General features: G+C 72.2%; 20 protein-coding genes and 1 pseudogene. 11 read left to right on the top strand and 10 right to left on the bottom strand.

Annotation, left to right across the window (positions count from 1 at the left end; all coding sequences use genetic code 11):
* The first annotated feature begins 24 nt into the window (after nt 1-24).
* Nucleotides 25-831, top strand: coding sequence for a TerD family protein (locus ACZ4K2_RS22235; RefSeq protein ID WP_467468968.1), 807 nt, complete (start codon nt 25-27; stop codon nt 829-831).
* Between the two features lie 51 nt (nt 832-882).
* Here ACZ4K2_RS22235 and ACZ4K2_RS22230 read toward each other — a convergent pair whose 3' ends face one another.
* The 6 genes from ACZ4K2_RS22230 to ACZ4K2_RS22205 all read right to left on the bottom strand — a co-directional run bounded on the left by ACZ4K2_RS22230 (nt 883) and on the right by ACZ4K2_RS22205 (nt 5330).
* The gene (locus ACZ4K2_RS22230; RefSeq protein ID WP_467468966.1) at nt 883-1617 is read right to left on the bottom strand and encodes a TerD family protein; all 735 of its coding nucleotides are present in this window, start codon (nt 1615-1617) and stop codon (nt 883-885) included.
* A gap of 88 nt (nt 1618-1705) precedes the next feature.
* A complete protein-coding gene (locus tag ACZ4K2_RS22225; RefSeq protein WP_467468964.1) occupies nt 1706-2845 on the bottom strand; it encodes a DUF475 domain-containing protein in 1140 nt (379 codons plus the stop codon).
* A 72-nt stretch (nt 2846-2917) separates the two neighbouring features.
* Nucleotides 2918-3496, bottom strand: coding sequence for a TerD family protein (locus ACZ4K2_RS22220; RefSeq protein WP_467468962.1), 579 nt, complete (start codon nt 3494-3496; stop codon nt 2918-2920).
* Nucleotides 3497-3591: 95 nt separating this feature from the next.
* Nucleotides 3592-4167, bottom strand: a complete 576-nt coding sequence (locus ACZ4K2_RS22215) for a calcium homeostasis/redox stress adaptation protein (RefSeq protein WP_467468960.1) — start codon at nt 4165-4167, stop codon at nt 3592-3594.
* 136 nt (nt 4168-4303) lie between these two features.
* On the bottom strand, nt 4304-4762 hold the full coding sequence (locus ACZ4K2_RS22210; protein WP_467468958.1) for a peroxiredoxin: 459 nt from the start codon (nt 4760-4762) through the stop codon (nt 4304-4306).
* Nucleotides 4763-4892: 130 nt separating this feature from the next.
* Entirely contained in the window at nt 4893-5330 is a 438-nt protein-coding gene (locus ACZ4K2_RS22205) for a DUF3052 domain-containing protein (RefSeq protein ID WP_467468956.1), read from the bottom strand.
* Nucleotides 5331-5736: 406 nt separating this feature from the next.
* On the opposite strand from ACZ4K2_RS22205, the gene aceE reads away from it, so the two are divergent.
* On the top strand, nt 5737-8484 hold the full coding sequence (gene aceE / locus ACZ4K2_RS22200) for a pyruvate dehydrogenase (acetyl-transferring), homodimeric type (RefSeq protein ID WP_467468954.1): 2748 nt from the start codon (nt 5737-5739) through the stop codon (nt 8482-8484).
* 177 nt (nt 8485-8661) lie between these two features.
* The gene (locus tag ACZ4K2_RS22195; protein WP_467468953.1) at nt 8662-9537 is read left to right on the top strand and encodes a potassium channel family protein; all 876 of its coding nucleotides are present in this window, start codon (nt 8662-8664) and stop codon (nt 9535-9537) included.
* On the opposite strand, the gene ACZ4K2_RS22190 is transcribed toward ACZ4K2_RS22195, so the two are convergent.
* Nucleotides 9534-9839 (bottom strand): small hydrophobic protein, encoded by a 306-nt coding sequence (locus tag ACZ4K2_RS22190; RefSeq protein WP_467468951.1) that lies wholly within the window; start codon nt 9837-9839, stop codon nt 9534-9536. The genes ACZ4K2_RS22195 and ACZ4K2_RS22190 overlap by 4 nt on opposite strands.
* A 258-nt stretch (nt 9840-10097) precedes the next feature.
* Entirely contained in the window at nt 10098-11717 is a 1620-nt protein-coding gene (locus ACZ4K2_RS22185; RefSeq protein WP_467468949.1) for an MFS transporter, read from the bottom strand.
* 114 nt (nt 11718-11831) lie between these two features.
* On the opposite strand from ACZ4K2_RS22185, the gene ACZ4K2_RS22180 reads away from it, so the two are divergent.
* The 3 genes from ACZ4K2_RS22180 to ACZ4K2_RS22170 all read left to right on the top strand — a co-directional run bounded on the left by ACZ4K2_RS22180 (nt 11832) and on the right by ACZ4K2_RS22170 (nt 14752).
* On the top strand, nt 11832-12467 hold the full coding sequence (locus tag ACZ4K2_RS22180; protein ID WP_467468947.1) for a TetR family transcriptional regulator: 636 nt from the start codon (nt 11832-11834) through the stop codon (nt 12465-12467).
* 152 nt (nt 12468-12619) lie between these two features.
* A complete protein-coding gene (locus ACZ4K2_RS22175; protein ID WP_467468945.1) occupies nt 12620-13837 on the top strand; it encodes an alpha/beta hydrolase in 1218 nt (405 codons plus the stop codon).
* A gap of 66 nt (nt 13838-13903) precedes the next feature.
* On the top strand, nt 13904-14752 hold the full coding sequence (locus ACZ4K2_RS22170; RefSeq protein ID WP_467468943.1) for a DUF4429 domain-containing protein: 849 nt from the start codon (nt 13904-13906) through the stop codon (nt 14750-14752).
* A 39-nt stretch (nt 14753-14791) separates the two neighbouring features.
* Here the strand turns inward: ACZ4K2_RS22170 and ACZ4K2_RS22165 are convergent, their stop codons facing one another.
* A complete protein-coding gene (locus tag ACZ4K2_RS22165; protein ID WP_467468941.1) occupies nt 14792-15256 on the bottom strand; it encodes a MerR family transcriptional regulator in 465 nt (154 codons plus the stop codon).
* 93 nt (nt 15257-15349) lie between these two features.
* Here ACZ4K2_RS22165 and ACZ4K2_RS22160 point away from each other — a divergent pair.
* Together ACZ4K2_RS22160 and ACZ4K2_RS22155 are read left to right on the top strand one after the other, a co-directional pair.
* Nucleotides 15350-15690, top strand: a pseudogene (locus ACZ4K2_RS22160) (GNAT family N-acetyltransferase).
* A 19-nt stretch (nt 15691-15709) separates the two neighbouring features.
* Nucleotides 15710-16531 carry a serine hydrolase domain-containing protein gene (locus tag ACZ4K2_RS22155; RefSeq protein ID WP_467468939.1) on the top strand — a complete coding sequence of 274 codons (822 nt, stop codon included), beginning with the start codon at nt 15710-15712 and terminating at the stop codon, nt 16529-16531.
* 18 nt (nt 16532-16549) lie between these two features.
* Here ACZ4K2_RS22155 and ACZ4K2_RS22150 read toward each other — a convergent pair whose 3' ends face one another.
* On the bottom strand, nt 16550-17206 hold the full coding sequence (locus ACZ4K2_RS22150) for a pirin family protein (RefSeq protein WP_467468937.1): 657 nt from the start codon (nt 17204-17206) through the stop codon (nt 16550-16552).
* Between the two features lie 141 nt (nt 17207-17347).
* Between ACZ4K2_RS22150 and ACZ4K2_RS22145 the strand changes: the two genes are divergently transcribed.
* The 3 genes from ACZ4K2_RS22145 (at nt 17348) to ACZ4K2_RS22135 (ending at nt 20671) form a co-directional block, all read left to right on the top strand.
* Nucleotides 17348-18553: a PucR family transcriptional regulator gene (locus ACZ4K2_RS22145; RefSeq protein ID WP_467468935.1), complete on the top strand. Its 1206-nt coding sequence runs from the start codon at nt 17348-17350 to the stop codon at nt 18551-18553.
* Between the two features lie 89 nt (nt 18554-18642).
* Nucleotides 18643-19590 carry an ACP S-malonyltransferase gene (locus tag ACZ4K2_RS22140; protein ID WP_467468933.1) on the top strand — a complete coding sequence of 316 codons (948 nt, stop codon included), beginning with the start codon at nt 18643-18645 and terminating at the stop codon, nt 19588-19590.
* 16 nt (nt 19591-19606) lie between these two features.
* Nucleotides 19607-20671 carry a beta-ketoacyl-ACP synthase 3 gene (locus ACZ4K2_RS22135; protein WP_467468931.1) on the top strand — a complete coding sequence of 355 codons (1065 nt, stop codon included), beginning with the start codon at nt 19607-19609 and terminating at the stop codon, nt 20669-20671.
* The last annotated feature ends 28 nt before the right edge of the window (nt 20672-20699 follow it).

The raw sequence follows: 20699 nt of genomic DNA, 5'->3' as shown, positions 1-20699 counted from the left end.
GGACCGAGAGGGCAGGATGACCGCATGACGCACGCGATGCTGAAAGGGTCGAACGTCCCGCTGGAGGCCACCACGGTGCGCGCCGTGCTGCGCTGGACGCCCGGGCAGGACGTACCGGACGTGGACGTGTCGGCGCTGCTGCTGGGCCCCGACGGCCGTGTGCGCAGCGACGAGGACTTCGTCTTCTACAACCAGCCCCGGCACCCCTCCGGGACGGTGTGGCGGCTCGGCAAGAAGCGGGTCGCCGAAGGACTGACCGACTCGATCCAGACAGAGCTGTCCGGCGTCGAGCCGGGCGTCGGCCGGATCGTGCTCGTGGCCTCCGCGGACGGTGTCGCCTTCGACCGGGTGCCGGCGCTCTGTATCCACCTGCACGACGCGGCGGCCGCCGACGGGGAGCCGCTGGCCCGGTTCGACATCAGGCCGGAGACCGGCGCGGAGACGGCGCTGATCTGCGGTGAGCTGTACCGGCGCGGGGAGGGCTGGAAGTTCCGGGCGCTCGGCGAGGGCTACTCGAACGGGCTGAAGGGGCTCGCCACGGACTTCGGCATCTCGGTGGACGAGTCGGAGGCGGCGGAGGACCGGGACGCGGCGGAGCCGGCATCGCGGCCGCTGCCGCCGGAGCAGCCGACGTCCGCGCTGCCGGCGCAGCAGCCCGGGTACGGGTACCCGCAGCCGGCGTCGTCGGCGTCGTCGGCGTACGGCTACCCGCAGCCGGCCTCCGCGCAGCCCTCGTACGGCTACCCCGGGTCCCCGTCGGTGCCGGTGGGCGCCGATCCCGACTTCCGGCTGCCGCCGCAGGGTCCGCAGTTCATCGGGCGGGGCGCCTGAGGCCCAGGGAATCCAGCCGGGGGGCGGTCGCGGGAGGCCGCCCCGCGGTGTTCACCGGTCCGCCTTGGCCTTGTAGCCCCTGCCCCACTGCAGGCCCCAGCCGTAGAGGCGGTCCAGCTCGCCCTGGAAGCCGTAGACGAACTTCACCTCGCGGCGGACGATCAGTTCGTCCTTGACGTTCTCGATCAGCATCACGGCGCACGAGCGGGCCTGGGGGTGGCGCTCGTCCAGGCTGATCTCGACGCGCGGGCCGTTGCTCGGGTAGAGCGTGACGATGGCATGGGTGCGGTCGAAGGCGGGCGTCTGGTCGTAGATGTAGACGAAGACCAGCAGCCGTTTGATGGCTTCCCGGTGGTCGAGGTTGACGTACATCGTCTCGCCCGACCCGGAGCCGAACCGGTCGTCGCCGCTGAGCTTGATGTACGGCGGCGCGTTGACGTCTCCCAGATAGCCGCCGAGCGGCTGCACGACCCCCCGGGTGCCGTCCGTCAGCTCGTACAGGCAGCCGAGGTCGAGGTCGACGTTGACCATGCTCTGGCCGTGGCCGAGGATCTCCGGCGGTTTGAGTGCCTTGAAGGGGTGGCGCAGCAGGCTGGTGCGCTGGGCGCCGAAGTCGGTGGTCCGCATGCGCCAGGTGAGGTTCACGCGCAGGTTGCCCGTGGCCGCGCCCTGCTTGGTCAGGGACACCGCGGGGTGCCGCCTGGTCAGTTCTATGGCGTTGCTCGACGCGCTGCCCGAGTCGAAGTCGGCGGCGCGCCCGCCCAGCAGTCCGTCGAAGAATCCCATTACCGCCCCCATATGCCCGTCATGACGCCGTCGGGGCGGCCGGCCGTGCCGGCCGCCCCGCTCAGAGCGTTCCTCACCGTCCGGGCCGTCACACCCCGGAGGAGACCTCGGCCTTCGTGCCGGTGCCCTCGCCCGCCGCGGCCAGCGCGCGGTTGCGGCGGACCGAGGAGAAGAAGGACCAGGCGATCAGGACGACGCCGACCAGGCCGGTGACGACCTCGTTGATCTGGTACTGGATGGTGACCATGAGGATCACGGCCAGGGCGCCGATGGCGTAGTGGGCACCGTGCTCCAGGTAGACGTAGTCGTCGAGCGTGCCCTGGCGGACCAGGTACACGGTCAGCGACCGGACGTACATCGCGCCGATGCCGAGGCCGAGGGCCATCAGGACGATGTCGTTGGTGACGGCGAAGGCGCCGATCACGCCGTCGAAGGAGAAGGACGCGTCCAGGACCTCCAGGTAGAGGAACATGAAGAACGCGGCCTGGCCGGCCAGGACGACCGGCGATTTCTTCCTGCCGGTGCGGGCGGCCTCTTCCTCCTCCTCGTGTTCGCGTTCCTCGTCCTGCTCCAGCTTGTCCTCGAAGTAGCCGGAGAGGCCGCCGACGACCAGGTAGGTGATCAGCCCGGCGATGCCGGCGATCAGGACCGTCTGGGCCTTGTCCGCGTGGGCGCCGCCGTGCTGGTGGGCCTGGGTGGCGAAGGTGAAGGACGTGACGAGCAGCACGATCAGGGAGACGCAGACCGACAGCATGTCGACCTTGCCGAGCTTGGCCAGGGGGCGCTCGATCCAGCGCAGCCACTGGATGTCCCGGTCCTCGAAGATGAAGTCGAGGAAGATCATCAGCAGGAACATGCCACCGAAGGCGGCGATCGCCGGGTGGGCGTCGGTGACCAGCTGCTGGTACCGGTCCTTGTTGTTCAGGGCGAGGTCGACGGCTTCTATCGGGCCCATCTTCGCGCTGATGGCGACGATGACGACGGGGAAGACCAGCCGCATGCCGAACACGGCGATGAGCACGCCGACCGTGAGGAAGATCTTCTGCCAGAAGGCACTCATCTTCTTCAGGATCCCGGCGTTGACCACCGCGTTGTCGAAGGACAGCGAGATCTCCAGGATGGCCAGGATCGCCACGAGGCCGAAGGCGGTCCACCCCCCGTAGAAAGCCGCCGCGACCAGACCGAGCGCGGTGACCGCGAACGACCAGCCGAAGGTTTTGAGAAGCACTGGCTACCCCATCATCCGTGGGGGTCCCTCCCAGACCTGGTCTGGAGGGTTTCCCCCGCGCCGTACGCGGCTTTACGAAACGTTGACTCCGAAGTCTAGAGCGATGCCCCGCAGACCGGATGCGTACCCCTGACCGACCGCACGGAACTTCCACTCGCCCTGGTACCGGTACAGCTCGCCGAAGATCATGGCGGTCTCGGTGGAGGCGTCCTCACTGAGGTCGTAGCGCGCCAGTTCCTGGCCGTCGGCCTGGTTGACGACCCGGATGAAGGCGTTGGAGACCTGGCCGAAGGTCTGGCCGCGCTCGTCCGCCATGTGGATGGAGACGGGGAAGACGATCTTCTCGCACTGCGGCGGGACCTTGGCGAGGTCGACCAGGACCGACTCGTCGTCGCCCTCGCCCTCGCCGGTGAGGTTGTCGCCGGTGTGCTCCACGGAGCCGTCGGGGCTCGTGAGCTGGTTGTAGAACACGAACCACTCGTCGCCCAGCACCCGGTTGCCGGAGTCGCACAGCAGCGCGCTGGCGTCCAGGTCGAAGGGGGCGCCGGTGGTGGAGCGGGCGTCCCAGCCGAGCCCGATCAAGACGTTGGTGAGGTTCGGTGCGGCCTTGGAGAGGGAGACGTTGCCTCCCTTGGCGAGTGTGACGCCCATGGTCCTGGTCCTCCCCTGGTGGTGCTTCCCTGGTTGTCCTGCGCGTCCGGCGCCGCCCCGAACGGTGCGGCGCCGGACGCGGGGGCCGTGCGGCGTCAGACGTTGACGCCGAAGTCCTGCGCGATGCCGCGCAGGCCGGAGGCGTAGCCCTGGCCGATGGCGCGGAACTTCCACTCCGCGCCGTGCCGGTAGAGCTCGCCGAAGACCATGGCGGTCTCGGTGGAGGCGTCCTCGCTGAGGTCGTAGCGGGCGATCTCCTGCTCGCCGGCCTGGTTCACGACGCGGATGAACGCGTTGCGGACCTGGCCGAAGGACTGCTGGCGGTTCTCGGCGTCGTAGATCGAGACCGGGAACACGATCTTCTCGACGTCGGCCGGGACGCCGGCCAGGTTGACCTTGATCTGCTCGTCGTCGCCCTCGCCCTCACCGGTGAGGTTGTCGCCGGTGTGCTCGACCGAGCCGTCGGGGCTCTTGAGGTTGTTGAAGAAGACGAAGTGCTGGTCGCTGGCGACCTTGCCGGAGCTGTTCAGCAGCAGCGCGCTGGCGTCCAGGTCGAAGTCGGTGCCGGTCGTGGTGCGCACGTCCCACCCGAGACCGACGATGACCGCGGTCAGGCCCGGGGCCTCCTTCGTCAGCGATACGTTGCCGCCCTTGCTGAGGCTGACTCCCACGGGTCCTCCATGTGGTGTTCCGGGGCGGGCGCCCCGTCGTGCTTCGGATATGGGATCAACGTGCCGATCCTAATGACGGGTTCCCGCACCTCGCAGATCCGCGAGCGCCGGATCGGGGATGTCGGCCCCGGCCGGCTCACAGGGCGTCGAGCGCCTTCACGTAGTCGCCGAGGTCGCGGGCGTCCGGCAGGCCGTTGACGACGGTCCACCGCACGACACCCTCCTTGTCGATGACGAAGGTGCCCCGGACGGCGCAGCCCTTGTCCTCGTCGAAGACGCCGTACGCGCGCGACACGTCGCCGTGCGGCCAGAAGTCGCTGAGCAGCGGGTACTCCAGGCCCTCCTGCTCGGCGAAGACGCGCAGGGTGTGGATGGAGTCGTTGGAGACGGCGAGCACCTGGGTGTCGCGGTCGGCGAACTTCGGCAGGTTGTCGCGCACCTCGCACAGCTCACCGGTGCACACGCCGGTGAAGGCGAAGGGGTAGAAGAGCAGGACCACGTTCTTCTCGCCGTGGAAGTCGGCGAGCCGCACGCTGCGGCCGTGGTTGTCCTTGAGCTCGAAGCCGGGCGCTTTGTCGCCGACCTGGATCGCCATCGTCGTGCATCCCTTCGGTGGGCTGATCGGGTGAGCGCACAGCACACGCTCGGGTCCACCCTACGCAGCGATCACCGGGAGCCCCCGGACGGGCCGGGCAGAACCGGCCCGTCCGGGGGGACGACGGGGGTCACTTCTTGGACTTGGCCGCCTTCGGCGTCGCCAGGCGCGAGCCGCTCCAGTCCTTGCCGACGCTGACGCTCTTCGCCGCCGTCAGGCCGGCCGTCGTCGCGGCGTCCTGGATGTCGCTCGGTTCCACGTACCCCGAACGGCCGGTCTTCGGCGTCAGGAGCAGGATCGCGCCGCCTTCCTCGATGTACGTGGTGGCGTCCACCAGCGCATCCGTCAGGTCGCCGTCGTCGTCACGGAACCACAGCACGACGGCGTCGGCCACGTCGTCGTAGTCCTCGTCCATCAGATCGCCCTCGACGGCTTCCTCAATGGCCTCGCGGAGCTCCTGATCGACGTCGTCGTCGTAGCCGATCTCCTGGACCACCTGCCCGGGCTGGAACCCCAGCCTGGCGGCAGGGTTCGTCCGCTCCTCCGCGTGGTCCGCGGTCGCGCTCACGGGTTGCCTCCTGATCATGTTTTGGTGAATGTCTCAGCCACGCGCGTGCGCGAAGCATTGGCCGTAGTCCACACGGGCGGGACGGATCGCGCAAGTACCCGGCCGCCGGGACCGCCGAAACGGTGACGATCCTGGCCGTGTCGCCGCAACCCCTGGCACCGTATCGCGCTTTCGCACCACCCACATCACTCCGATGTGCCCGGTTTGCACAGTTCGGAATCATCCAGAGTCACGTTGCTCGAACAACTTTGCCAAGCACGTCACACCTCGGGCGTATCGTTGCGTTTTGACCGGTCGTGCCCCGCGGGCGCGGCAGCGGGGATGACGTACGCCTTCCCCAGGTACACGATGGGGAACGGTGTAGGCAGGTGCAACAGAACTGGCCCTCCGACAGGTAAGGAACAGCGTGGCTTCCGGATCCGATCGCAACCCGATCATCATTGGCGGCCTTCCGAGTCAGGTTCCTGACTTCGATCCCGAAGAGACCCAGGAGTGGCTCGACTCCCTCGACGCCGCCGTCGACGAACGCGGCCGGGAGCGGGCCCGCTTCCTCATGCTGCGCCTGATCGAGCGGGCCCGCGAGCGGCGCGTGGCCGTGCCCGAGATGCGCAGCACGGACTACGTCAACACGATCCCGACCAAGAGCGAGCCGTTCTTCCCGGGCAACGAGGAGATCGAGCGCAGGATCCTGAACGCGACCCGCTGGAACGCGGCCGTGATGGTCTCGCGCGCCCAGCGCCCGGGGATCGGCGTCGGCGGCCACATCGCCACCTTCGCCTCCTCGGCCTCGCTGTACGACGTCGGCTTCAACCACTTCTTCCGCGGCAAGGACGAGGGCGACGGCGGCGACCAGGTCTTCTTCCAGGGCCACGCCTCCCCGGGCATCTACGCGCGCGCGTACCTGCTCGACCGGCTCACCGAGGACCAGCTCGACGGCTTCCGGCAGGAGAAGTCGAAGTACCCGGACGGCCTGTCCAGCTACCCGCACCCGCGCTCGATGCCGGACTTCTGGGAGTTCCCGACGGTCTCCATGGGCCTCGGCCCGCTCGGCGCGATCTTCCAGGCGCGGATGAACCGCTACATGGCGGCGCGCGGCATCGCCGACACCTCCCGGTCGCACGTGTGGGCGTTCCTCGGCGACGGCGAGATGGACGAGCCCGAGTCGCTCGGCCAGCTCTCCCTGGCCGCGCGCGAGGGCCTGGACAACCTGACCTTCGTGGTCAACTGCAACCTCCAGCGGCTGGACGGCCCGGTCCGCGGCAACGGCAAGATCATCCAGGAGCTGGAGTCGGTCTTCCGGGGCGCCGGCTGGAACGTGATCAAGCTGATCTGGGACCGCACCTGGGACCCGCTGCTCGCGCAGGACCGGGACGGCGTCCTCGTCAACAAGATGAACACGACCCCGGACGGGCAGTTCCAGACCTACGCCACCGAGTCCGGCTCCTACATCCGCGAGCACTTCTTCGGCGGCGACCACCGGCTGCGCGCGATGGTCGAGAACATGACCGACGACCAGGTCCTGCACCTGGGCCGCGGCGGCCACGACCACCGCAAGATCTACGCGGCGTTCAAGGCGGCCAAGGAGCACGCGGGGCAGCCGACGGTGATCCTGGCCAAGACGGTCAAGGGCTGGACGCTGGGCCCGAACTTCGAGGGCCGCAACGCCACGCACCAGATGAAGAAGCTGACGGTCGACGACCTCAAGCGCTTCCGGGACCGCCTGCACCTCCCGATCTCCGACAAGGAGCTGGAGTCCGGCGCGCCGCCGTACTACCACCCGGGCCGGGACACCGAGGAGATCCAGTACATGCACGACCGCCGCCAGGGGCTCGGCGGTTACGTCCCGACGCGCGTGGTGCGCTCCCAGCCGCTCGCCCTGCCGGACGACAAGGCGTACGCGACCGTGAAGAAGGGCACGGGCCAGCAGTCCATCGCGACGACGATGGCCTTCGTGCGCCTGCTGAAGGACCTGATGCGGGACAAGGAGATCGGCCGGCGCTTCGTGCTGATCGCGCCGGACGAGTACCGCACCTTCGGCATGGACTCCTTCTTCCCGAGTGCGAAGATCTACAACCCGCTCGGCCAGCAGTACGAGTCGGTGGACCGGGAGCTGCTGCTCGCCTACAAGGAGTCGCCGACCGGCCAGATGCTGCACGACGGCATCTCCGAGGCGGGCTGCACGGCCTCGCTGATCGCGGCGGGCTCGGCCTACGCCACGCACGGCGAGCCGCTGATCCCGGTGTACGTCTTCTACTCGATGTTCGGCTTCCAGCGCACCGGCGACCAGTTCTGGCAGATGGCCGACCAGCTCGCGCGCGGTTTCGTCCTGGGCGCGACCGCCGGCCGCACGACCCTGACCGGCGAGGGGCTCCAGCACGCGGACGGCCACTCGCAGCTGCTGGCGTCCACCAACCCGGCGTGCGTCGCCTACGACCCGGCGTACGCCTACGAGATCGCGCACATCGTCCAGGACGGCCTGCGCCGGATGTACGGCAGCTCGCCGGAGCACCCGCACGGCGAGGACGTCTTCTACTACCTGACCGTCTACAACGAGCCCATCCGGCACCCGGCGGAGCCGGCGGACGTGGACGTCGAGGGCATCGTCCGGGGCGTCCACCGGATCGGCGCGGGCACGGGCGGCTCGATCCCGGCGCAGATCATCGCGTCGGGCGTGGCGGTGCCGTGGGCGCTGGAGGCGCAGCGCGTCCTCGGCGAGGAGTGGAACGTCAGGGCGGACGTGTGGTCCGCCACCTCCTGGAACGAGCTGCGCCGCGAGGCCGTGGCGTGCGAGGAGCACAACCTGCTGCACCCGGAGGAGGAGCAGCGGGTGCCGTGGGTGACGCGCAAGCTCGGTGGGGCCGAGGGTCCGTTCGTGGCCGTCTCCGACTGGATGCGGTCGGTCCCGGACCAGATCGCGCGCTGGGTGCCGGGCACCTACCAGTCCCTCGGCGCGGACGGCTTCGGCTTCGCCGACACCCGGGGCGCCGCGCGCCGCTTCTTCCACATCGACGCCCAGTCGATCGTGGTCGCGGTGCTGACGGAGCTGGCCCGCGAGGGCAAGGTGGACCGGTCCGTCCTCAAGCAGGCCATCGACCGGTACCGGCTGCTGGACGTCACGGCGGCGGACCCGGGCGCGGCGGGCGGCGACGCCTGACCGTCCCGGCGCGCCCGTGTCGCGGCCCGCGTCCCGGCCCGCGGCTTGCCGCGGGCCGGGACCGGCCGGCCTCGGGCCGCCGGGGGCCGGTGAGGGCCGAGCGCGCGAGGCCCCGTGCCCCCGCGGGGACGCCCGCCCGGGTGCCCGTCGGCCTTACTCTTTCTTTACTATCTGCTCATGGAGCACCTGTCGGCGCAGGGACGGTGGGAGCGGCACACGCAGCGGCCGCTGCTGGCGCTCGCGGTGGCCTTCGCCGCCGCCTACGCGGTGCCGATCGTGGACTCCTCGGCGGGCCGCTCCCGGACGGCCCTGTGCACGGCGGTGGAGTGGGTGGTGTGGGGCGCGTTCGCCCTCGACCACCTGGTCCGGCTGGCGCTCGCCCCGCGCCGCGGGGAGTTCGTCCGGCGGCACTGGCCGGACCTGTGCGCGGTCGTCGTACCGGCCCTGAAGCCGCTGCGGCTGCTCCGGCTGGTGTCCACGCTGCTGCTGGTGGGCCGGCGAGCGCGGATGGCGCCGCGGATCCGGCTGACCACCTACGTCGCCGGGGCCGTGATCGGGCTGCTGATGTTCGGCTCGCTGGCCGTGCTGTCGGCGGAGCGGGACGCGCCGCACGGGAACATCCGGACCCTGGGCGACGCCGTGTGGTGGTCGTTCACCACGATGACGACCGTGGGGTACGGGGACCACGCGCCGACCACCGGCCTCGGGCGGATGGTCGCGGTCGGGCTGATGCTGTCGGGCATCGCGCTGCTCGGCGTGGTGACGGCGAACATCGCCGCGTGGTTCGTCGCGCGGTTCGAGAAGGACGACGTCGAGGAGCTGCGGCAGACGGAGGCGATCGCCGCGCTGACCGAGGAGGTGCGGCTGCTGCGGGCGGAGGTCGCCCGGTTGGCGCAGCCGCCGGAAGGGACGCGGGGGACCGTGCGGCCCGCCCTCCGCGCCACGGCGGCCGGCGGACGGCCCCACCGTCGCGGTGGGGTGTCGCCGGCCGAGGCGGCCCGGCGGCGGGGCGCCGCCGGACAGCGCCGCGCCTCGCCGCCCGACCCTGCCTAGACGAGGCCGGGACCCCAGGTGGCCGCGCCCGCCAGGGCGACGAGGGCCAGCAGGGTGTCGATCGCGCCCAGGACCAGGGCCACCACGGCCGGGATGTTGCGGTCGGAGGACCACGTGCGGCCCATCGACTGCCAGCCGCAGAACATCGCGACGGGACCGAGGACGATCCCCAGCGCGAAGAAGCCGGCCACCGCGCAGACGGTGCCGATGATCCCGAGCGTCGCGCGGTCCGTCCCGGTGTGTTGCCACGTCCGGCCACGCGACCGGGGGTGTCCGCGCGTTTCGTTCCCGAAGCCTGCCATCATCAACTCCCTGGGGTCGGTGGACAGTTCGGCTTCGCGGTGCGGGTACCCCGGTTCGGCCGGGGCAGACCTCGCGCGCGCCGCCCCCTCCGGCGGCGCGCGCCGCGGCCCGGCCGTCTCCCCCGCACCGCGCAGGAGACGGTTCACTGTGACCCGCGGCGCCTGCCGGTGGCCGAAGAACGCCGGCCGGTCACCCCGATGGCCGAACTCCGCCGGGCGCGGGCGGCGGACACCGCGTCACCCGGCCCGGGAGCGGCGTCAGATGTGGCCGACGCCCGCGCCCGCCTCCGCGTTCGCGCCCCGCTTGGTGAGCAGCGCGACCAGCACGGCGACCGCCGCCACGCCCGCCGCCACCAGGGAGGCGAGGCTCATGCCGGAGATGAAGGTGTGGTGGGCCACCTCGGTGATCTTCTCGGCGATCGGCGCCGGGGTGCCCTCGGCGACGGGGGCGACGCCCTGCTGGACGGCCTCGGCCGCCTGGTGGAGCTGCTGCGGGGGCAGCTTCGGCAGCCCGGCGCCGGCCCAGTTGTCCGCGAGGGTGCTGTCGACCTTGGACGCCATCACCGCGCCGAGGACGGCCGTGCCCAGGCTGCCGCCGATCTGCATGGCCGCCTGCTGGAGGCCGCCGGCCACGCCGGACAGCTCCATCGGGGCGTTGCCGACGATGACCTCGGTGGCGCCGACCATGACCGGCGCGAGGCCGAGGCCGAGCAGGGCGAACCAGACGGACATCACGCCGCTGCCGGTGTTCTCGCCCAGCGTGGACATGCCGTACATGGCGATCGCGGTGACGGCCATGCCGCCCGCCAGCGGGATCCGCGGGCCGACCTTGGTGATCATCGCGCCGGCCAGCGGCGAGCCCACGATCATCATGCCGGTCAGCGGCAGCAGGTGCAGACCCGCGTCGATCGGGCTCATGCCGTGCACGTTCTGGAGGTAGAAGGTGACGAAGAACAGGCCGCCCATGAACGCGATGGCCATGAGGACCATCAGCACGACGCCCGCGGACAGCGGCACCGAGCGGAACAGCGCCAGCGGGATCAGCGGCTCGCGCACCCGCGTCTCCCAGAAGGCGAAGAGGCCGAAGCCGGCCACCGAGACCAGGATGAACAGCCAGGTCTTGCCGTCGCCCCAGCCCCAGGCCGGAGCCTTGATGAGCGCCCAGACCAGGCAGAACATGGCGCCCGAGAGCAGGCCGATGCCGAGCAGGTCGAAGGAGCGCGGGGCGTTCTCGGCGCGGTGGTCGAGCAGGATCAGCGCGCCCATCACGAGGGCGAGCACGCCCACCGGCACGTTGATGAAGAAGACCGACTGCCAGTTCACGTGCTCGACGAGGACACCGCCGAGGATCGGGCCGCCCGCGGTGGACGCGCCGATCACCATGCCCCAGATGCCGATCGCCATGTTGAGCTTCTCGGCCGGGAAGGTGGCCCGCAGCAGGCCGAGCGCGGCCGGCATCAGCAGGGCGCCGAACAGGCCCTGGAACACGCGGAAGGTGACGACCGCGCCGATCGTGCTCGACAGGCCGATGGCGCCGGAGGCCGCCGCGAACCCGGTCACGCCGATGAGGAAGGTCTGCCGGTGGCCGAAGCGGTCGCCGAGCTTGCCCGCGGTGATCAGGGAGACCGCGAGGGCGAGGAAGTAGGCGTTGGTGATCCACTGGAGCTGGGCCCAGCTCGCGTGCAGATCCCTGCCGATCGCCGGGTTGGCGATCGCCACGATGGTGCCGTCGAGGGCCACCATCATGACCCCGACGGCGACGGTGAGGAGGGTGAGCCACGGATGGCCGCGCAGCCCCGCGGCCGGGGTCGGCTCCGACGGGGCTGTCGACGCCTTGTCCCCCGGCCCCGGGGTGTCGATGGTGGTCTGACTAGTCATACTCCGAGGCTAGTGACAGCCACTGACAAACGACAAACCAAATCACCTGCCGGTGACTGACACGGCACGCTCACATAGGCTGAGCTGGAGGTACTTGCACGGAATGAGGGGCCATTGGAGACGCTGCGCGAACGGAAGAAGCGGCGTACCCGGCAGGCACTGCTGCGGGCCGCTCTCGAACTGTTCACCACCCAGGGGTACGAGCACACGACCATCGACGAGATCGCCGCCGCCGTCGACGTCTCGCAGCGCACCTTCTTCCGCTACTTCGCGGGCAAGGAGGACGCGGCCTTCGCGGTCCAGGAGATGACCGAGGCGGCCTTCGTGGCGGCCGTACGCGCGCGCCCGGCGCACGAGCCGCCGATGACGGCGCTGCGCCAGGCGCTCCTGGAGGGGTGGGACGCGATCCGCGAGGCCGTCGAGTCGGCCGTCCCGCTGGAGCTGCACCTGCGCATGTACCGGACGATCGAGTCCACGCCCGCACTGCTCGCCGCCCACCTGCGCCGCTCGGCGGCCACCGAGGAGACCCTCGCGCGCGTGCTGGCCGAGCGGGAGGGGGTCGACGTCGAGGAGGACCCCCGGCCCCGGCTGGCGGTGGCCGTCTTCGGCGGGGTGATGAGGGTCACCGAACGGCGCTGGTGCACCAGCGAGGACCTGGGTCTGCGCGCCATCCGCACGCTCACCGCGGCCTACCTCGATCAGGTGGGTTCGGCGCTCACGGGAAACTGGCGGGCGGCCCCCGACCGTTGACGGTGCGTCCGGCGGACGGCGGGCGTGGCGCACGGGTGAACCGGGCCGCCGGCACCCCCGGATGACCGGCACGGAACCCGCCGGCCACCGAAACGTGATCCCTGTCACTCGGTTCCCCCGAGACCCTCCCGTTCTCCTAGTGTGTCCTCCCAGTGACTTCCTTCGACACCTCCCCGCAACTCAACGTCTGGCGCGCCCTCCTCGCTCTGGCCGTGGTGTTCGTGATGCTCGCCACCACCGGCTGGACCGTGCTGCGCACGCACCGGGAGTCGTCGGCGCTGCAGACCTCGCTCGCCCGGTGGGAGCACGGCCGCCTGCACGGCCTGCCGTTGCCGGACCCCGGGGCGGGGCCGGTGCGCCTGAGCCGCTTCTTCGCCTCGCTCACCCCCCACGACGGCGACCGGCTCGCCCGCCGCTATCCGCTCGCGGTGGGCAACATGAACGGCGCCCCCGCCCCGCTGCGCTACCGGGCCAACCGCATCGCGCTGGACCAGGCCCGCGAGGTCGAGCGCGGACGCATGCGCGACAGCCGGCTCAGCGCGGCCGGCCAGCAGGACGCCGGCCGCCGCATGCACCGCTACGAGTCCCTGCTGAACCCCGGGCGGCAGATCCTGGCCTTCGACCCGCAGGGCTCGGGCCGGGTCGCCGAGGTGTTCGGCGACCTGACCGCGGCCGACCGGATCTCGGTGATCGTCCCCGGCGTGGACACCGACCTGCTCACCTTCCAGCGCACCAACCGCCCGTACAGCGCCCCCGTCGGCATGGCCAAGGCGCTGTACGGGGCCGAGCGGGAGGCGAGTCCCGGGACCCGTACGGCTGTGATCGCCTGGGCCGACTACACCTCGCCCGACGGGCTGGGGGTGGACGCGGCCACCGGGCTGCGCGCCGCGGAGGGGGCGGTCCGGCTGAACGCGCTGCTGCGCGGCCTGCCCGGCCGGGCCCCGGTGTCGATGTTCTGCCACAGCTACGGCTCGGTGCTCTGCGGGGTCGCCGCGCACGGCATGCCCGGCCGGGTCGCCGACGTGGCGGTGGCCGCGAGCCCCGGCATGCGCGTCACCGACGCCTCCCGCCTGGGCACGAAGGCCCGGGTGTGGGCCATGCGGGACGCCAGCGACTGGGTGCAGGACGTGCCGTACCTGGAGCTGGGCGGCCTCGGCCACGGCGCCGACCCGGTGGGCCCCGGTTTCGGGGCACGAGTGCTGTCGGCCCGGGACGCCCGGGGTCACAGCGGTTACTTCCAGCCCGGCACGGACAGCCTGCGCAACCTCGCCGGCATCGGCGTGGGCGCGTACGGCTCGGTGACGTGCGCACGGGAGGACGATGCGTGCCGGTCCGGTCTGTCCGGCACGACGACGGCCGGACGCGCGTAGAGACAGCAGGAAGTGCGGTCTGCGCGGGTGGCGACGGAGGAGCACGTGCCGCATACGATGAGCCGCATGGGTGACGTACTGGCGGGTTTTCATGCCGTCTGGGAGTTCGGGTCCGACTCCGTGCTCATCCGCTACGAACGGGGGATCCGAACACCGAAGCTGTTCCAGGCGCTCGGCGAGCGGCGCATCCCGCTGGCCGCGGTCGAGGACGTGACCCTCGCCCCCGGCAGACGCGGCACGGTCGTCCTGCGGCTGCGGCCGCGCCCCGGCGCCGATCCGCTGATGGAGGCGGCCGACGGTCAGCTCAAGGAGGGCGCCGACCCGTACCGGCTGGTGCTGCCGGCCGAGCGGGAGACCCTGGCCGAGTACTACGCCGACGAGCTGAAGGGCCTGCTGACCGAGTCCGGTCCGGCCGAGCGGCACCTGGTGGCCCCGCCCGAGGCCCCGCTCCAGTTCAAGGCGTACGACGGCAAGGCGTCCTTCGACGGGACGTCCGTGCAGTTCCGGTGGTCCTGGACGGGGGCGTCCTCGGCGAAGTGGAAGGCCGGCGACCAGAGTTACCCGGTCGCCGGCCTGTGCGGCCTGGAGTGGCGGTCGCCGGAGGTGTTCGAGGGGCACCTGCGCCTGCTGCCCCGCGACACCGGCACGGCCCGGCCGGCCCAGCCCGACCAGGACCCGGCCTCGGTGGTCTTCGGGCTGGGCTACGGGCCGGTGCACGAGTCGCTGCCGTTCGCCGCGGCGGTCCTCGCGGCCGTGCGCACCCGGGGGCCGGTGCCCGCGGTGCCGGCCCCGTCCCGGCGGGATCCCGCGGACATCGCCGAGCGGATCCGGCACCTCGGGGAGCTGCACCGGGCCGGGCTGGTCACCGACGAGGAGTTCGCCGGCAAGAAGGCGGAGCTGCTGGCGGAGCTGTGAGCCGCTCCCGGCGCCCGCGCGGCGCGCCCCCGGCGCAGGTCAGCGGGGGGTCGCCTCCGTCGCGTAGAAGCTGATCTTGCGGTCGAGGACGCCGAGCGTGTCGCGCAGCTCGGCGATCCGGCCCAGGACGTCCCGGCGGGTCGACTCCAGCAGGGCCCGCCGCTCCGCGTACGTCCCCTCGCCCTCCCGGACCAGCTCCGCGTACCGGACCATGTCCGCCACCGGCATGCCGGTCAGCCGGAGCTTGGTCACGAAGTCCAGCCAGTCGAGGTCGCGGTTGCTGTAGCGGCGCTGGCCGGTGTGCGAGCGGTCCACGTGGGGCATCAGGCCGATCCGCTCGTACCAGCGCAGGGTGTGCGCGGTGAGGCCGGTGAACGCGACGACCTCGCTGATCGTGTAGCGGTCCCGGCCGTCGGGGCGCGGGTGGCGCCGGGGCGGGGCGGAGCAGATGTCGGCGGGAGTGGCGTGCCCGGTGGCCGCTGGCGTGGTCTGCATCACCGTCATGCCCCCACGCTATGGCCTTCGAGTGCACTCCAGGCAAGCCGCTCCGGTGAGAAATCCGTGGGACACGGCGGACCGCCGGTCACCGTGCGGCCCATGAGTCTCGTACGCCGGGCCCGCCCCGGGGACGCCGAGGAAGTGCTGCGCCCGCGCCAGGTGATGATCGACTCCCTCCGGCCCGGAGGGGCCCACGGACCGGCCGACTGGCACGCGGAGTCGCTGCCGACGCCGCGCGAGCGGCTCACCGGGAGGACGGGACCTTCGCGGCCTTCGTCGCGGACCACCCCGAGCGGCCGGCGGCGCCGGCCGCGCCGGCCTGGTTCCGGGCGCGAGGCGCCGGGCACGTGCTGCTCAACGCCTCCCCCGAGGCCGAGCCGCTGTACGCCTCACTCGGCTTCACCCGGGATCCGGACCCGCCGCTGCGGCTGCCGCTGTGAGCCGCATAGGCTCGGGACCATGTCGTCGCAGAGCCTGGCACTGATCGAGAACTGGCCCGTCCCCACCGCCGCCGCGGGTGTCGTACGAGCCGACGGGAGCGTCCTCGGGACACACGGCCCCGTCGGGCACCGCTTCCCGCTCGCCTCCGTCACCAAGCCGCTCGCGGCCTACGCGGCGCTCGTCGCGTACGAGGAGGGCGCGATCGAGCTGGACGAGCCGGCCGGTCCGCCCGGGTCGACGGTCCGTCACCTGCTCGCGCACACCTCGGGGCTGGCCTTCGACGAGCACCGCACGACGGCCGCCCCCGGGGAGCGGCGGCTGTACTCCAACGCCGGGTTCGAGCAGCTCGGGAACCACATCGCCAAGGCGGCGGCCATCCCGTTCGGGGAGTACCTGCGGCAGGCCGTGCTGGAGCCGCTGGGCATGACGGCGACGTCGCTGGCGGGGTCGCCGGCGAAGGACGGGGTGTCGACCGTCGAGGACCTGCTGCGGTTCGCCGCCGAGGTGCAGGCGCCGCGGCTGCTGGACCCGCGGACGGTGGCGGCGGCGATGACCGTGCAGTACCCCGGCACCAAGGGCGTGCTCCCCGGGTACGGCCACCAGAACCCGAACGACTGGGGCCTCGGCTTCGAGATCCGGGACGGCAAGTCCCCGCACTGGACGGGCGGTTCGTCGTCGCCGCGCACCTTCGGCCACTTCGGGCAGTCCGGCACGTTCCTGTGGGTCGACCCGGACGCCGGGGCGGCCGCGGTCGCGCTGACGGACCGCGCGTTCGGCCCGTGGGCGGTCGAGGCGTGGCCGGCGTTCACCGACGCGGTGCTCGGGGAGCTGCGCGGCTGACGGGCGCGGCCCCGCCCGCTACCCGGCCATCTCCCACAGCAGCACCTCCGCCGGGGTGACGCCCACCGCCGCCAGGCCCGCCGCGTCCGTGACCCGGGCCGCGTCGCCGGGCCCCAGCTCCTCGCCCGCCAGCCGTACGGTGCCCCGCACCACGTGCGCGTACAGGTACGCCGCGTCCGGCACCGCGCCGCGCTCCCCCGGCGCCAGCCGGCGCACGTGCAGCACGGCGCCGGCGGCCGGGAGGGCGTACGCGGTGGGGCCGGCGGTGCCCCGGACCAGGCCGTAGGAGGGCTCCCCGCCGGGCTCCCGCGGGGCCAGCCACATCTGGACGAAGGTCAGCGGCACCTCGCCGTCGTTGCGCTCGGCGTGCCGCACGCCCGCCGCCGCGCTGAGGTGCTGGACGTCCCCGGGGCGCACCCGCGTCTCGCGGCCCGTCGAGTCGCGGTGGGTCAGCTCGCCCTCGACGACCCAGGTGACGATCTCGGTGTGGCTGTGCGGGTGCTCGTCGAAGCCGGCGCCGGGTGCCAGCCGCTCCTCGTTGCAGGCGATGAGCGCGCCGAACCGCAGGTTGGCGGGGTCGTAGTGGGGGCCGAAGGAGAAGGCGTGCCGGGTGTCGATACCGGACTCCCGGTCCCCTCCGCGGTAGCGCTCGCCGGCGCGCCGTACGTCGATCACGGGCACCACGGTAGCCCGGCGGGGCCGGCCGGCCGCGCCGCGGGGTGTCCGGCCGCCCGTATCCGCGCCCGGCACCCCGCAGGCCGCGGAGCACAACCCCGCCGACGCACTGCTCGGGCCCGATAAGGCAGTCTTGTCCCCGTGCCCGAACCCGAATCCCACAGCGGTGGTCCCGCAGCCCACGCCGTCCACCAGCACTCCGCGACCCTGAAGCGGCTGGAGAAGTCCTCCGGGAGTCTCGCCGCGCAGGCCATCGCGCGCATGGACGAGACCCTGCCGTGGTACCGGGCCATGCCCCCGGAGAACCGTTCCTGGATCGGTCTGGTCGCCCAGGCGGGCATCGCGGCCTTCACCGAGTGGTTCCGGCGCCCGGACGCGCCCCAGGCGATCTCCACGGACGTCTTCGGCACCGCCCCGCGCGAGCTGACCCGGGCCATCACGCTGCGGCAGACCGTGGAGATGGTGCGCACCACGATCGAGGTCATGGAGTCCGCCATCGACGAGGTGGCGGCCCCGGGGGACGAGAGCGTGCTGCGCGAGGCGCTGCTCGTGTACGCCCGGGAGATCGCGTTCGCCACCGCGCAGGTCTACGCCCAGGCCGCCGAGGCCCGGGGTGCCTGGGACGCGCGCCTGGAGTCGCTGGTCGTGAACGCCGTGCTCAGCGGGGAGGCGGACGAGGGCGCGGTGAGCCGGGCCGCGGCCCTCGGCTGGAACTCGCCGGACAACGTCTGCGTGGTGCTCGGGACCGCGCCCGACGGGGACAGCGAGCTGACCGTGGAGGCCATCCGGCGGGCCGCCCGGCACGCCAAGCTCCAGGTGCTCACCGGGGTGCTCGGGGACCGGCTGGTGGTGATCGCCGGCGGCAGCCCGAACCCGCTGGGTGTCGCGAAGTCGCTGATCGGGCCGTACGCGGCCGGACCGGTCGTCGCGGGTCCCGTCGTACCCGACCTGCTGGCCGCCACCCGGTCCGCGCAAGCCGCCGCCGCGGGGCTGAAGGCGTGTTCCGCCTGGCAGGACGCGCCGCGGCCGGTGCTGGCGGACGATCTGCTGCCGGAGCGGGCCATCGCGGGCGATCCGAGTGCCCGCGAGCAACTGGTGGAGGAGATCTACAGACCGCTGGGCGAGGCGGGCTCGGCTCTCCTGGAAACCCTGAGTGTGTACCTGGAGCAGGCGAGCAGCCTCGAAGGCGCGGCGAGGATGCTCTTCGTTCACCCGAACACCGTGCGCTACCGGCTCCGACGTGTGACTGACGTCACCGGTTGGTCGCCGTCGGATGTACGATCCGCGTTCACACTGCGGATCGCCCTCATCCTGGGGCGTCTGGCCGACGGTGAAGCCCCGGCATAGTGTTTTGTCGGGGGCCCACAAAAGCCCTCCGTGTTCTTCGTCCCTGTCCCCACGGGCGGCCGTGGCCGTCCCCAAGAGAGAGTGTGAGAGTGCTCGTACTCGTCGCTCCCGGCCAGGGCGCCCAGACGCCCGGCTTCCTGACACCCTGGCTCGACCTTCCCGGTGCCGCGGACCGCGTCGCCGCGTGGTCGGACGCCATCGGCCTGGACCTGGTGCACTACGGCACCCGGGCCGACGCCGACGCCATCCGTGACACCGCCGTGGCCCAGCCGCTGCTGGTCGCCGCCGGACTGCTGTCCGCCGCGGCGCTCGGCGGCGTCCCCGGGACCGCGCCGGGCGCGGTCGCGGGCCACAGTGTCGGCGAGTTCACCGCCGCCGCCCTCGCCGGTGTCCTGGACGACACGGCCGCCCTGGCCCTGGTCCGCAAGCGCGGGCTGGCGATGGCCGACGCGGCCGCGGTCGCCGAGACCGGCATGGCGGCGCTGCTGGGCGGCGATCCGGAGACGTCGGTCGCGCACCTGGAGAAGCTGGGCCTCACCCCGGCGAACATCAACGGTGCGGGCCAGATCGTCGCCGCGGGCACGCTGGAGCAGCTGGCCGCGCTGAACGAGGACAAGCCCGAGGGCGTCCGCAAGGTCGTCGCGCTCAAGGTCGCCGGCGCCTTCCACACCCACCACATGGCCCCCGCGGTGGAGACGCTGGACCGGGCCGCCGCGGAGCTGTCGCCCGCCGACCCCGCGGTCACCTACGTCTCCAACAAGGACGGGCAGGCCGTCGCGTCCGGCGCCGAGGTGCTGCGGCGGCTGGTCGGCCAGGTCGCCAACCCGGTCCGCTGGGACCTGTGCATGGAGACCTTCCGGGAGCTGGGCGTCACGGCGCTCATCGAGGTGTGCCCGGGCGGCACCCTGACGGGGCTGGCCAAGCGGGCCCTGCCCGGCGTCAAGACACTCGCCCTGAAGACCCCCGCCGACCTCGACGCCGCCCGTGAGCTCGTCGCGGAGGCGTCGACACCTGCCGCTGACGCGGCGGGCGCCTGACTAGGAGCCCGAGAGCATGTCGAAGATCAAGCCCAGCAAGGGCGCCCCGTACGCACGCATCCTCGGCGTCGGCGGTTACCGGCCGACCCGGGTCGTGCCGAACGAGGTGATCCTCGAGAAGATCGACTCGTCCGACGAGTGGATCCGCTCGCGCTCCGGCATCGAGACCCGGCACTGGGCGGGTCCCGACGAGACGGTCGCCGCGATGGCGATCGAGGCCTCCGGCAAGGCGATCGCCGACGCCGGCATCGACGCCGAGCGGATCGGCGCCGTGGTCGTCTCGACCGTCTCGCACTTCAGCCAGACCCCGGCCGTCGCGACCGAGATCGCCGACCGGATCGGCACCGACAAGGCCGCCGCCTTCGACATCTCGGCCGGCTGCGCGGGCTTCGGCTACGGCCTGACGCTCGCCAAGGGCATGGTCGTCGAGGGTTCCGCCGAGTACGTGCTCGTGATCGGCGTGGAGCGGCTGAGCGACCTGACCGACCTGGAGGACCGCGCCACCGCGTTCCTCTTCGGTGACGGCGCGGGCGCGGTCGTGGTCGGCCCCTCGAAGGAGCCCGCGATCGGCCCGACCGTGTGGGGCTCCGAGGGCGACAAGTCGGAGACGATCAAGCAGACCGTCTCGTGGGACCGGTTCTTCCCCACCGCCCGGCTCCGCCCGGCCGACGGGGGCGCCGGCGACCCGTTCGAGCCGCCCGTCGACAGCGAGGGCAACGTCAAGTTCCCCGCGATCACGCAGGAGGGCCAGGCGGTCTTCCGCTGGGCCGTGTTCGAGATGGCGAAGGTCGCCCAGCAGGCGCTGGACGCGGCCGGGATCACCGCGGACGACCTGGACGTCTTCATCCCGCACCAGGCCAACGTGCGGATCATCGACTCGATGGTGAAGACCCTGAAACTGCCGGAGCACGTCACGGTCGCCCGTGACATCCGCACCACCGGCAACACCTCGGCCGCCTCGATCCCGCTCGCGATGGAGCGGCTCCTGGCGACCGGGGAGGCGAAGAGCGGCGACACCGCGCTCGTCATCGGATTCGGGGCGGGTCTCGTCTACGCCGCGACGGTCGTTACCCTCCCCTAGGCACTCCGTGCCGGATCATGTGGTCCGG

The organism is Streptomyces sp. NPDC025833 (assembly GCF_055558055.1).
This window is presented reverse-complemented; position numbering and strand designations above follow the sequence as displayed.